14 protein-coding genes and 1 tRNA gene are annotated in these 11,702 nt (G+C 37.8%); 6 read left to right on the plus strand and 9 right to left on the minus strand.

Annotation, left to right across the window (positions count from 1 at the left end; genetic code table 11):
* Window positions 1-283: 283 nt before the first annotated feature.
* The 3 genes from BP621_RS02055 to BP621_RS02065 all read left to right on the plus strand — a co-directional run bounded on the left by BP621_RS02055 (window position 284) and on the right by BP621_RS02065 (window position 2,669).
* Window positions 284-367 (plus strand) — tRNA-Leu (locus BP621_RS02055).
* Between the two features lie 449 nt (window positions 368-816).
* Window positions 817-1,710: a DNA-methyltransferase gene (locus tag BP621_RS02060; protein ID WP_292387700.1), complete on the plus strand. Its 894-nt coding sequence runs from the start codon at window positions 817-819 to the stop codon at window positions 1,708-1,710.
* Between the two features lie 98 nt (window positions 1,711-1,808).
* Window positions 1,809-2,669: a hypothetical protein gene (locus tag BP621_RS02065; protein WP_292387701.1), complete on the plus strand. Its 861-nt coding sequence runs from the start codon at window positions 1,809-1,811 to the stop codon at window positions 2,667-2,669.
* A 386-nt stretch (window positions 2,670-3,055) separates the two neighbouring features.
* Here BP621_RS02065 and BP621_RS02070 read toward each other — a convergent pair whose 3' ends face one another.
* Together BP621_RS02070 and BP621_RS02075 are read right to left on the minus strand one after the other, a co-directional pair.
* Window positions 3,056-3,475: a hypothetical protein gene (locus BP621_RS02070; protein WP_292387702.1), complete on the minus strand. Its 420-nt coding sequence runs from the start codon at window positions 3,473-3,475 to the stop codon at window positions 3,056-3,058.
* A 2-nt stretch (window positions 3,476-3,477) separates the two neighbouring features.
* Window positions 3,478-3,723, minus strand: a complete 246-nt coding sequence (locus BP621_RS02075) for a hypothetical protein (RefSeq protein WP_292387703.1) — start codon at window positions 3,721-3,723, stop codon at window positions 3,478-3,480.
* A gap of 308 nt (window positions 3,724-4,031) precedes the next feature.
* Here BP621_RS02075 and BP621_RS02080 point away from each other — a divergent pair, with 308 nt between their 5' ends.
* Together BP621_RS02080 and BP621_RS02085 are read left to right on the plus strand one after the other, a co-directional pair.
* Window positions 4,032-4,202: a hypothetical protein gene (locus tag BP621_RS02080; protein WP_292387704.1), complete on the plus strand. Its 171-nt coding sequence runs from the start codon at window positions 4,032-4,034 to the stop codon at window positions 4,200-4,202.
* 230 nt (window positions 4,203-4,432) lie between these two features.
* Window positions 4,433-4,576: a hypothetical protein gene (locus BP621_RS02085; RefSeq protein ID WP_292387705.1), complete on the plus strand. Its 144-nt coding sequence runs from the start codon at window positions 4,433-4,435 to the stop codon at window positions 4,574-4,576.
* Window positions 4,577-4,713: 137 nt separating this feature from the next.
* Here the strand turns inward: BP621_RS02085 and BP621_RS02090 are convergent, their stop codons facing one another.
* The 5 genes from BP621_RS02090 to BP621_RS02110 all read right to left on the minus strand — a co-directional run bounded on the left by BP621_RS02090 (window position 4,714) and on the right by BP621_RS02110 (window position 8,331).
* On the minus strand, window positions 4,714-4,944 hold the full coding sequence (locus BP621_RS02090; RefSeq protein WP_292387706.1) for a hypothetical protein: 231 nt from the start codon (window positions 4,942-4,944) through the stop codon (window positions 4,714-4,716).
* A 16-nt stretch (window positions 4,945-4,960) separates the two neighbouring features.
* Window positions 4,961-5,287, minus strand: a complete 327-nt coding sequence (locus tag BP621_RS02095) for a hypothetical protein (RefSeq protein WP_292387707.1) — start codon at window positions 5,285-5,287, stop codon at window positions 4,961-4,963.
* 502 nt (window positions 5,288-5,789) lie between these two features.
* Window positions 5,790-7,985 carry a bifunctional DNA primase/polymerase gene (locus BP621_RS02100; RefSeq protein ID WP_292387708.1) on the minus strand — a complete coding sequence of 732 codons (2,196 nt, stop codon included), beginning with the start codon at window positions 7,983-7,985 and terminating at the stop codon, window positions 5,790-5,792.
* Window positions 7,985-8,176 carry a hypothetical protein gene (locus tag BP621_RS02105; RefSeq protein ID WP_292387709.1) on the minus strand — a complete coding sequence of 64 codons (192 nt, stop codon included), beginning with the start codon at window positions 8,174-8,176 and terminating at the stop codon, window positions 7,985-7,987. Before BP621_RS02105 ends, BP621_RS02100 begins: the two co-directional genes overlap by 1 nt.
* A complete protein-coding gene (locus tag BP621_RS02110) occupies window positions 8,173-8,331 on the minus strand; it encodes a hypothetical protein (protein ID WP_292387710.1) in 159 nt (52 codons plus the stop codon). Before BP621_RS02110 ends, BP621_RS02105 begins: the two co-directional genes overlap by 4 nt.
* 333 nt (window positions 8,332-8,664) lie before the next feature.
* Between BP621_RS02110 and BP621_RS02115 the strand changes: the two genes are divergently transcribed.
* On the plus strand, window positions 8,665-9,531 hold the full coding sequence (locus BP621_RS02115) for a hypothetical protein (protein ID WP_292387711.1): 867 nt from the start codon (window positions 8,665-8,667) through the stop codon (window positions 9,529-9,531).
* Between the two features lie 255 nt (window positions 9,532-9,786).
* Here BP621_RS02115 and BP621_RS02120 read toward each other — a convergent pair whose 3' ends face one another.
* Together BP621_RS02120 and BP621_RS02125 are read right to left on the minus strand one after the other, a co-directional pair.
* Window positions 9,787-10,047 (minus strand): hypothetical protein, encoded by a 261-nt coding sequence (locus tag BP621_RS02120; protein WP_292387712.1) that lies wholly within the window; start codon window positions 10,045-10,047, stop codon window positions 9,787-9,789.
* 384 nt (window positions 10,048-10,431) lie between these two features.
* A complete protein-coding gene (locus tag BP621_RS02125; protein WP_292387713.1) occupies window positions 10,432-11,598 on the minus strand; it encodes a tyrosine-type recombinase/integrase in 1,167 nt (388 codons plus the stop codon).
* Window positions 11,599-11,702: the final 104 nt, after the last annotated feature.

An 11,702-nucleotide genomic window follows, 5' to 3' on the forward strand; every position in this document is an offset into this window, starting at 1 on the left:
GGTTCGAATCCCCATCGGAGCATCTAAATTTTTGTTCAAAGCACTTTAATCTATTTTGTCACAATCTTGCCTTAGTATCTCATTAAAGGTATAAAACCTATGAAATTAATTTGAAACTCTATCCTCTTTTACGGATTATTTCAAAGATCTATTGTTTTATCTATCGATATGTGTTTATCCATTTCCATCTGTGGTTCTTTTATGGGAAACTCATTGATCAGTGCTAATTTCAGAGTATAACATAGAGGACTATGTTTTATTTAACAGTAATACAAGACAACATGCGAGAAGTGCCCAGCCAGGTCAAAGGCGCCAGGTTCAGAGCCTGGTCTCGTAGAGTTCGTGCGTTCGAATCGCATTTCTAGCATCAAGCTTTCTTATTAGCTCTTATTTTTGCTCATGATTTAATTTTTACACTTATCTTGACTTGCGGTAAGATGGATATCTAAGTTACCAGATCTTAAGCGGATGTTTTACCTTAGGTTAATATACATATTGCTTAGAAGTTCGCGGTTATGCTCCTAAAAAATAGACTTTATATAACTCTTCGCTGTTTTACGTGAGTTGGCAAATAATTGCGTAGTTGCACAGTTGCCCGACCAAAATGAAAAGCATCGAGCTTAAACGCAATTTGTAACAACAAAATTTTCTAAATATTTGAATGTCACTCTAATATATAGGAAGTTGGTATAAATTGCTCACTCGAAACAGCGAAGAGCTCTTTATATTAAGAACTATCAACAATATATCTTTTGCCGCAAACAAAATAGGAGATCGAAAACTTTAAAAACGTCTTTTTCGATATGGAAAAGACAAATGATGACATTAGATAACTGGACCACGGAGAAAAAAGCAATTAGTCTACAGTACGAGCACCCAAATGGACAATTGTATTGTGGTGATTCGATTGAATGGCTGAAAACTTTGAAATCTGAAACAATTGATCTTGTCTTTGCAGATCCTCCGTATAATATTAAAAAAGCTGAATGGGATACGTTCGAGTCTCAGCAGGCATACATTGAATGGTCCATGAAGTGGATCTCTGAGGTCGCACGGATTCTGAAGCCACAGGGGACTCTGTATGTATGTGGTTTTTCAGAAATATTAGCGGATCTCAGGTTGCCAGCGTCCCAATATTTTAAAGGATGCAAGTGGTTAATTTGGCATTACAAAAATAAGGCTAATCTTGGGAATGATTGGGGCAGATCCCACGAGAGTATCTTACATCTTAGAAAGTCGAAGACTTTCACCATGAACTCGGATATGGTCCGAATTCCGTATGGGAATCATACTCTGAAATACCCGTCGCACCCACAAGCAGAGACGAGTCAATATGGAAACGGAAAACACCGGGACAATTGGATACCAAACCCACGAGGTGCGAAACCGAAAGATGTACTTGAGATCCCAACAACTTGCAATGGTAGCCAAGAATGCACGAGACATCCTACTCAGAAACCAGAGGAACTTGTACGAAAGTTTGTAATGGCGTCTTCGAACCCTGGTGATCTAGTGCTGGATCCATTTTCAGGGTCGGGAACAACTTTAGTTGTGGCAGAGCAGCTTGGCCGAAAATGGTTAGGGTGTGATGTTAATTGTGAATACAATGAGTGGGCCATAAAACGTATTCAAAACGTCCAATATATGTCAGAAGACGATTATTTTTGGTATGACCGGAAGAATGAGGAACGACGAAAGAGTATTCGATAACTCCACTCTTCTTACATTTTGTACATAATAAAACCGAAAGAATATTATTATACTGAATTATTTCAGTATGTATGAATAATCTTTCTGAATTATTGAATATGGTAACTTCAAAAAACTTTTCGTCCACTGAAGACTTCTTGGACTTTTCTGTAGATGCGCTTAATTATGTCGAGAATAACACACAGAGGCTCATAGCTAGGAACGAGAAAAACTACAATTTTTTTGTTTACGATGACAGTGACGGAGGAAACATCACAAGGCCTTTTAATACAAACTTAATATATTCTTCAGATCAATATCCTAAAAAAGTTGCTGAATTCAAACAAGAAATTCAAATCATTCGGACCAACAAAGGATTGCACACAAATAAAGAACGTGAGCTTGTAAATAGGGTGATATACACTACACAGCAATGTATCGGTTTTATTTTGGATAGTATTGGTGAGAATCAATCAAAAAAAGTGAATGGGGATCTTTTTGAACAGTTCATATTGACCTTCATAAATGACATAGGTGTAAAGTGTAGGAGTCTGACCCATAGTGTACCAGTAATTATTGACGGTGAAGAACAATTTACGATGCAGTATCAACATGATATGGTCATAGAGGATGAGAGCAACAATGAAAAGCTTATTGGTTCAATAAAAACAACATCGAAAGATCGAATTGATAAGATATTCATTGATAGGTTCCTATACTGCAACCTCACGGACCATGAAGTTCCACACATAGCTATTTTTCTACATGATGTGCAACGTGGAAAATTAATAAGAGGGCAGTATAATGTAAGTACAACGTTCCTAATTGGTCATTTCAAGGGATACACAGTGAAATTATGCAAACTTGATGGAGTATATTATCTTGATAGACGGCCAAATATGCTATCTGATGATTTTTTAAAAGCGCATATAAAGCCTTTCGATGCGTTAATATCTGATGATATTTGGAAGTTTTTGTGACTTATTAATACTTGACATTGGAACAGGGTAAATATCAAGTATCAGACAAATAGAATACATATAGATGAAATAATGAAACTGAATACACGCTTACTCAAGCGTTTCCATGGAAGTGAAGCTCTTGTCTCTACCTTCCCGTTCACAATCTTTTCCGCGTACTTGCTCAAAAAGAACCATGAAAAACTCACCTATAACATCAACTTTTTTAAATAAAATGTTAAAAAGGTTAGAGAAATTGTAATGTTAATACAGAGAGAAGTTTCATGAGAGAAGTTTCGGCTTTCGTAATATCGCTTTAAAAAATTATGACCTTCTGCTTTCTGTCAGGATATTTTATTCTTCTGTAAGCTTTTCTAGTTCAACTTCTACTTTATTGATTTTTGTCCTCAGCTTTTTAATTTTCTCTTCTTCCCCGGAGCCCTTCTGAGTCTCCTCAGGCTCTTGAAGTATAGGATAATAGTAACATCCTTTCCAGCCTGTGGAAGTCCCACAGAAGACAGCAATCCCCTGGAATCTGCAACACAGGAAAATATCTGGGCCTGGTCTGAGACTTCCAGGCTCTGCCCTATGAACATCTCAATAGGTCCGGATTTCTCAGCCTCTTGCAGGCCTTCAACATCCTTGTGCCCGGTAATAACAGTGCACTTCTTCCTTACGTTTGCACTATCTACAGATTCAGGAAGACCTCTATCTGTTACCTTCCGAAAGAGCACCCTATCTGAAGGCTTCAGATGCAGAGTAAGCCTGCCATGTTCTGCAGGCCATTCTTGCGTTTTGCTTGGTCTGGTTGAAGGTCTTTGACTCATTGTTATCCCTCGTAAACTTCCGTCTTCCACATCTCATAAAGTTGCCGTTTTTCTTCTGCACCCTTCGCCACTCTGAGTAACGTATCCGCCCTTCCAGCCTCGAGGAGGGTAACCATAAGAGAAGGAGAAATCGAAGTTATTCCACTTTCTGAAAGGGAATAACCTGAAGAGAAAGAATTTTCCTCTAACATTCTGCGTATACGTTCAGATCCAGGGAAAACAGATAATATTGCCTCCCTGAACTCCATGGAATATATTAGAGGATTGCGTGTTCAAGCCTCTCATTTTAAGCCTCTACAAAGAGTTTTCTGAACGGTCCGAGGTCTTTTGTATTCCCACACAATAAAAACTCAACCACGGGGCTTAGAATAAGCCGTTTTGATACTGATTTTTGATAAGTCTGGTTATAAATAAACCGTAAGCGTCAAGAGTACAAGGAGGATTTTACACGGCCCTAAGCGAAGAGGAAATGAAAGAACGGCGGCGGACCTTTGACCCGAGGAACTTCAAGACGATTGAAGAACAATATGCTTACATGGATGAAATCTGGCCACGGATGGCAGAACCGGACGAGGAAGGCTTTGATTTACACCCAGACGACCCAAGGCGCCGGTTTACAATGACCTGTGAAGGTGTAACCTTTACCAAGGCAAGCCCATTAACCGAAGAGGACCTGGCAGAACTTGCTAGGATGAAAAAGATGTTAAACATTGAGGATGATAAGTGAACAGAGTTAATATTTTTCGAACTTTGAGCTCACAAATTCATCTATATTATACTCTTTGATTCTCGGCGCATTTTTATGTATAAATGGCTTATTTAAGTGAAGTCATGTCGATGTTTGGCTCCATACTCGCAAGGATGAACAAAAAAACACTTTTTACCCGTCCATGTATGACAAAATGAGCTAGAAGGAAGACAAGGTTAGGGTTAATTCCATGGTGCCTAAAAATCTGTATGACTGTGTATCTGCGCACAAGATCAGAAGAGATAGAAAAGCATAACTCTACATTAAAAGCAGACCTTGAGAAGGCCAGCCAGAGAGAAGAGGACCTTAAGACCATGCACAATAATTATATGTCAGGTCCAGAGCTTGATTAATCAGTAAGCCATTAAGGTGCCTGGGGAAAATAAGCCTTGGTGGAAGTTCTAGTAATAGCTTATTTTTAGAAAAATCTAACTAGCGATGCTGTTTTTGATTATCATACCTTAACTAACAGACACAACAATATTATTATTCACACACTCTTATTGTTATGAATACATCTACCTGGGCCTACTTCTTCACAAACTATTACATGAGCTTGCCCCCAGGGATGGGTCCGTTGCCAGGCCGTGACAGCCTCCCATTGAGCCTTTGTCAAAGCCTCATCTGACCCTCCATCTATAAAGAATATTTTTGATTCTTGCACATCTGGACCTTGCTCAAGTGTTTTAAGCCTATTTTTTACCGATGCAGTCGTTATCATCCTGTAGACTCCTTGATTACTCCAGATATTCGTCTTGTTCTTCAAAATCTGAGTTGTAAACCTGCTCTTCTGCTAGACTTCTAGCCTGCATAGCTTCCACAGCTTCAAGTCTTTCCTTCATTTCTTCAAGTTCTGAATCCTTAAGTATGGAGTTTTGGACCTGCAAAGCTTGAATGAAAACCCGCATATATGCAAGTTTTATACCGTCTCCTTCTTGGGGCCTAAAACGTCTGCCTCTTAGTCTCTCTTGTAATTTCTCTATCAATTCAGAGTTGGCTCTTAGGAGTGATTCTCGCGTGAGTAGGTTTAAAGGTTTTTTGGTGGGCTGGCTTGTGATTTTCATCGATCTCCTTTATAAACAATTGTCACTTATCTATCATATATTTACTAGTATATAGTTCAAAGACAATATATACTTTTATACCTAATCTACTCCTTTCCATCGGATTTATAGTTTTATCAGCACGTTGTTTTTCTCTAGTGAACAATATGTGATCTAAAGTACCGCTGCCTACTAGGAATTATTTTTCTTTTTATCCCTTTTTCTACCCTTTATTTCCATAACAGTTTAATAGGCAAATCATTAATAATAGGCACTATATTAAAGAACTGAGGAATTATATTCCCAAATGTCCACAGCAAGAGCACCTTAAAAATAATTACTGTTGCTTTTTTTCAACTATATTATTTGTACGGAGTTTAAAAAATGGTGTTAAACATTTGGCTTACTTTCTCTTTTTTGGGAAAATAAATTCGCATGATGTCGTTTTTACGGGAAAACTTGGGGAGAAAAAAGGAAATATAAGGGAAAAAATGAAAAAAAATATTTGGGTGATGTCTTCCACTCAAACTTCTTTCAATAATATAAATTCACTGTCTAACAGATCAAATATATTGCTTTTCTTAAGTCTGAAATGTTCTGCTTTCCTGCCTTTGCTGTCTCCATTTGCTTGGGCTTCGGTTATTATCATGTCAACTACTATGAGCCCTTTTACTTTACCTAGTAACCCCGAGCTTCCAGGTTTGTCCGCCCGTCCTTTTAAAATCCTGAAAACTGTGCTGTACGGGTATCCAGTTGCATCCGCTATACCTGCAATAGTGCAGTCTTCATGTTGTGAAATGTAATTTATTATTTTAGTTTCCTTTGCATTTAGCTTTGATACAACGTTCTCTTTCTGCATCTCGAAAAGTCTTTTAGCCCGTTTGAAGTCCTCAATATCTGCAAGCAGATAACCCTCTTCATCCAGCTCTCGCTGCTTAAACTTAAAAATCGAGTAGCCACGGATCATATCAAGAAACATCGGAAAAAGCCGCCTGTTTGATTTGTCCCTTATATCTATATTGTCCACAAAAGGTATCTTAACCTTAAACAGATTTTCTTTAATTTTGCCGTAAATTCTACGGCATACCAGAACTTCGAAAGTTACCTCTTCAAGAGTCCCTCCCAGGAGGGCTTCAGCTTTCTGCAGTTCAAACACCCTATTGTCCTGCTCAAGGCTTGAGTCTGCGTCGAAGGTTAGTTGCCTGTTAAGGAGCTGGTCCGAGACATGGCTTTCTACGCTGGTGAGATACCAGTTAATCCGAGGCGGGATTACTACCCGTTTTAGAGCGAGGTCCTTTACAGTTGTATGAACAGTTTCTTGCTGGAAATTAGTAACTGCCCTCTTAATGACCTCCTCAAAATCTGGGTCAGGGTCTTTATCATCTGAAAATAGAATCATACCTGGAGTAAGTCCCATATAGTAGGCTGCTTTTGCTGAAAGGCTCGTTTCCCTTTTCCATCTTCGCGGGATCAGGTGCAAATGTGCTTTTAAACCATGTGATTTGCCGCTACCACTTTCTCCATTTACTGAGATCTGCAAGCCTGCAGTATTAAGACAGGACTGACAGGCAATTGATATTGCTATCGCTTCTTGTGTATCCTGATCTCCCGTATGTTTTTTCTGTATAACATCTAGTATGTATTTTATCGGGTTTCCTTCAGCAAGTATCCGCTCTGCCTCTTCTTCTGCTTGCTTTATTATTTCAGGGGGTATATCTTTCTCGTCGAAATCTGTATTATATGGGTCTTCTCCTTTAGCTTCGGTGTCTTTTTCTACCTGTCTGTCGGGCTTCTGCATAGAGTTTTGATTTCTGAAATTGCAGTTTTCACATTTTGAGGCGGTAGGATTCCCACTTGTTACTGTGATATCTGCAAGCTTCGTTTTTATGGTCTCACATTTCCACGGCTTTTCTGCATCGATATATGAGAGCTCTTTTAGTGTCTGGTCTCTATCGTACTGTTCCCTAAAAATGTACTTACATACCAGATCCATTACTTCCGCATCAGCTCCGTTTGCTCCCATATCTGCAAGAAGAGCGATAGTAAGCTGTCTTCCTTCAGCGCCGTGCCAATCTCTGATATTATGGTTTTTCTGGTGCTCCATAAATATATCTCGAAGGCATGGCTTACATCTCCCTAGGGTAGACTTAAGCTTGTTATTTGTCGTAAATAGCGTGTTGAGCCTCTGTATCAGTTCGTCAGGCATATCAGGCAGGTCCTCTGGGGTCATAGGCTCTCGATCAAATTGATAATAAGAGCCTGTTTTGTGTCTGCTAGGGGGGAGGACTACGTTACTCCCATCTGATAACATTTCTATTCCCAAATCGTGGCGCTTTTGTGAGGGTAGCTTGGGAGTATACTTAAAAAATAAATGTGCTCGACCTTCTGTGCGTCTTGATATCAGCCAGTCTTCAACGTTAAGTCCCTCTGTGAGATATTGCCAAATGGCAGGGTTCCAGTCATCCACATCTACAACAAGAACACCGGAACGTTTCCCGCATTGCAGACCAATATTAAAAGGCTCTTTCGCACCAGGTCCCCAGAAATTTAAGATCTCGGCTTCTGTTCTGTGGTTGTCCCTTTCCTGCCAGGCTCTCTCTATTGGTCTTTTACCTGCGGTTTTTTCATTGGTGTATGGGGAGCTCAGAGGATGAACTATCCAGCCTAGACCCGTATACCTTTTTGCAGAATCCATTATATTATATTCTGCTTCTGGCATCAAATAAGTCCCCTTTTACGTTTTATAGCCTCAAGAGTTGTTTCTCCTCTTTCAATGGAATCTAGTATTTCCTCGAGGCGTGCCTGAGCCATTTGCTCAATTTTGAGCATGGTCTGAAAAGCCTTAGGCATATGTTGGTCCAGCTCGCTGTCGATAGATACTTTTTTATCATTTGCAAGAGTAGTATTCATTGATATTCACGACCTTGAATATTATTGGAGCCGGTCGTATCTTGGAGGGTGCTCCCGGCTACAATTCTCAGTCTGTTTTCGCTGTCCAGTTCTATTGTTACAGTTCTCATTTTTGGGTTGATCGACTTCATCCACTGCATCGGAAGCGAAATCATGTAGCTTCCCCCTTGTCTGATTATTTTTCTCTGTCCGAAATCAAACGTATTTATCATCTCCTACTTTACTGATACTTGATTTCATGTCGCACTTAATATTTATTTTTACATTTATATTTTAGTACTCTGCCCGTATCCTGAGCAATTACAAGGTATCGGCAATTAATCGGTTTATTACCGACTAATTGTAATACGAATACACATTATAACAATATATACTTTATGAGTTGGTAAATCTAGATTTAATACTGATATATCGGTAACTGATCGAAATTTGTCGATTATCGGCTATTAACCGATATATTATAATATTGATTCTAACTTCTTTATAATATGCAAAAAAAGACGAATAAAGGGAAAATATTAGGTTTTTTATTAAGTTCTTGTAAAACGACTGCAGATTTAGCATATAAGTTAGGCTACGTTGATTCAGAAGGTATTGCTCGGTATAATATAATTCATAAAGACTTAAAAAAACTCGAAGAGGAAGGATATATTAAAAGTGAAAGAGTGAAAGAGGAAAAAAGGGTAGGTAATATTCCAACATTATATTCAATAGACTTCAACATTGAAAACTTAAGGAGAATGTTGGAAGAATATCCCGGATTAACATTAAAAATGCAAAGAAATGAGTTCGTTTTAGAAACTATATTTCGAGAACATTCAGACTTAATATATAATTCCACTGAGGAGGAGTACGTAGAACAGATTGAAAAGATTAAATCGCATATTAAAGTAAATAAGGAGAGTCTGAAGGAAAAATTAAAATTATCCACTGAATTTTTTAAAATTTTTCTTATGAATGATGAGGAAAGGATGAAGAATCGTATTAGAAGCATTGTCCGAATGTCAAACGAAGAAGTATATGCAATGCATTTTATAATAAACGATAATCCAGACAGTTTTGTTAGAATAAATGAAACAATTTTTGGTATTGACATGGCTTTTAAGGCTTGTGTTAGCGTTGATATACTGAATGGAAGATTTAACAGGAAAGCAGAGGAATATGTAAAACAAATGAAAAATGAAGTCTCAGATGAGCAAATTGAGATACTGAGACATTATTATAAAAGCATTGAGGTTGCACCCGAGTTTCTTAGAGGTAAAAAATTGGTTACCATACAAAACAACAAACTTCAAGAAATTGAACATGAATTTCTAGACAAGGGTGGAAAATTCGTAAATTATGATGCCTTATAATTCGAACTGTGCCTTTACTAGATAACAGCAATGAGAATTTAAAATTAGTAAGGACAAAAATATGCAAAAAATAAGAGGAGAAGTAAATTCTCATCCTTTGTTATTCCCATCTTCTATTACTGCGTTGTTATTTAGGATTATAAGAATCGTTTTCAAGCTTTATTTCAGCCACTCTTTCTTTCTCTATAGATTACCCTGCTCTAACCTAAAAATAGATCTCTCTCATTGATCTACTGCCTTCTCACTACCATGACCTCATACACATTTCCAGTGTCCATGGTCACAGAACGGATGCTGTCCAGGCTGACAATGAGGCATTGGTCCACGACAAAATCCTGTTGGATGTCCTATACATTTCCAGTGTCCATGGTACAGATCAGATGCTGTCCAGGCTGACAATGAGGCTTCGGTCCATGACAAGGTTGTGCACTTGCCGCAGCACTTGTCAATGTTGCTACAAACAAGACTGCAAACAAAATAATTATTGTCTTTTTGATTTGGCTTTTCATATCCCACATTCCCCTTATATTTTAATGTTTTTTGTATGTCTTTATTTATGAGAAAATAACTTTCAGTAGCTCTTTCTTGTTTTTAAGCAACCATTCACAATTATCTCAATTTTACCTATATTTTTAATATTATACATTATACATATAATATTAAGATTATATGACCTGTAGGAGTACATTCCCTTGAGCTTTTTGGGTAAATAACGACCTACAGTAAGGTGTCAAAATACAGATTAAAGGAAAAATTTCTTATGTATTCCAAAACTCCATTCACACAACAGACTGGCCTCATTAACGCTAAAAATAATAGAAAAGAAAGAGCCAAAATATGTATTTCGATTATTTTGGAATAACGTCAATCAATTAATGGCGGACTGTCTGCTTTTTTTAGTCATTTCATTTTAGCTAGCAATTCATTGAGCCTTGCTTCAACTAGCTCATTAATTTTTGATTCCAGTAATTCATTGAGATTATTATCGACAGGTTTAACCTTTTCCTCTAAATCCATTGCAGTCTTAAGTGTTAAAACAGCACCGCATTTATAGCAGAAAAGATTGTTCGGAGTATTAATGCTCTTACATCTGGGACAAACATTAATTTTAGGTTTGTTTTCCTCTTCTTTAATTTCAATACCATTTGCCTTCAAAACCGCTTGGTCTACATCCCTACCGGACAAGTGGACATATATGCTAGGCATATTAGAGCCCTGGACCCATCCAAAATGCATATTCATTTGAGCCTCTGTCAGATGGTTTGCCATATATGTTGCTCTTGAATGCCTGAAGAGGTGAGTATGAATCCTTTTCTTAATTCCAGCAGTCTCTGCTATCCTTTGCAACTGCATTCTGATAGCATCATATCGCATTCCCTCAAGACCTTTTTTCCTGCGTGACAGGTTAAACCATAAAGGAGCTTCTGGATTGTCTCTTTCTGGATGCTCTTCTAGCCAGTTCATTAAGTATGAGACACTCCAGACAGCTCTAACTCTTCTTGGGCCTGTCTTACCATTAACAAGTATGACCGCTCCATACTCATCGAATTTGACATGCTTAATTTTTAACGTACCCACTTCCCCAATCCGGGCACCAATATCCCACAATAAGCCTATCATAGCTTTGTCACGGGTATTTGGTGCAGCATTAATCATTTTTATAATTTCTTCTTCTGTTAGCATGTCTTCAGGCAGCTTTTTGTCCTTATTTTTAGTACTGGTAGTAAACCATTTAGTAAGCTCAGGCTCTTCTCCTTTACATAGCCACCTATAAAACTTCTTCAGCGCAATTTTATAATCATGTCTCGTTGCTTCGCTTTCTGTTTTTTTGTTTATTGCAATTAAGAGCTCTTCAATATCTGGTGTAGTGACCTTGTCAAAATCTTTGTTTATTAAAAGTCCAATACTCTTTAAAGTAGCAATATATTTCAAAACCCGTTGATCAGATAAGCCTTCAGTATAACAGCTATGAACGAAATTTTTTATTAGTTTTATATTTTCTTTTGACAACCCAGAGTCATCTAATGAATCTATCCTTGCCTGTACGTTTATCTTATAGAGCCCCATCTAATCGACCTCTTTATACCAAAATATTAAGGATATTTAATATTTAAAGGTATCTGGGGCATTGAACATCAAGTTTGAAGCTCCATCGGAGCACTTTTTTTACA

The organism is Methanosarcina sp. UBA5, from assembly GCF_002505485.1.
Taxonomy (GTDB): domain Archaea; phylum Halobacteriota; class Methanosarcinia; order Methanosarcinales; family Methanosarcinaceae; genus Methanosarcina.

Coding starts and splice junctions, on each gene's coding strand:
- BP621_RS02100 (WP_292387708.1), bottom strand. CDS start 7,985: ATGCCAGAAGCAGAATATAATATAATGGATTCTGCAAAAAGGTATACG.
- BP621_RS02070 (WP_292387702.1), bottom strand. CDS start 3,475: ATGAGTCAAAGACCTTCAACCAGACCAAGCAAAACGCAAGAATGGCCT.
- BP621_RS02115 (WP_292387711.1), top strand. CDS start 8,665: ATGCAAAAAAAGACGAATAAAGGGAAAATATTAGGTTTTTTATTAAGT.
- BP621_RS02105 (WP_292387709.1), bottom strand. CDS start 8,176: ATGAATACTACTCTTGCAAATGATAAAAAAGTATCTATCGACAGCGAG.
- BP621_RS02080 (WP_292387704.1), top strand. CDS start 4,032: ATGGCAGAACCGGACGAGGAAGGCTTTGATTTACACCCAGACGACCCA.
- BP621_RS02065 (WP_292387701.1), top strand. CDS start 1,809: ATGGTAACTTCAAAAAACTTTTCGTCCACTGAAGACTTCTTGGACTTT.
- BP621_RS02085 (WP_292387705.1), top strand. CDS start 4,433: ATGACTGTGTATCTGCGCACAAGATCAGAAGAGATAGAAAAGCATAAC.
- BP621_RS02075 (WP_292387703.1), bottom strand. CDS start 3,723: ATGGAGTTCAGGGAGGCAATATTATCTGTTTTCCCTGGATCTGAACGT.
- BP621_RS02095 (WP_292387707.1), bottom strand. CDS start 5,287: ATGAAAATCACAAGCCAGCCCACCAAAAAACCTTTAAACCTACTCACG.
- BP621_RS02090 (WP_292387706.1), bottom strand. CDS start 4,944: ATGATAACGACTGCATCGGTAAAAAATAGGCTTAAAACACTTGAGCAA.
- BP621_RS02060 (WP_292387700.1), top strand. CDS start 817: ATGATGACATTAGATAACTGGACCACGGAGAAAAAAGCAATTAGTCTA.
- BP621_RS02125 (WP_292387713.1), bottom strand. CDS start 11,598: ATGGGGCTCTATAAGATAAACGTACAGGCAAGGATAGATTCATTAGAT.
- BP621_RS02110 (WP_292387710.1), bottom strand. CDS start 8,331: ATGATTTCGCTTCCGATGCAGTGGATGAAGTCGATCAACCCAAAAATG.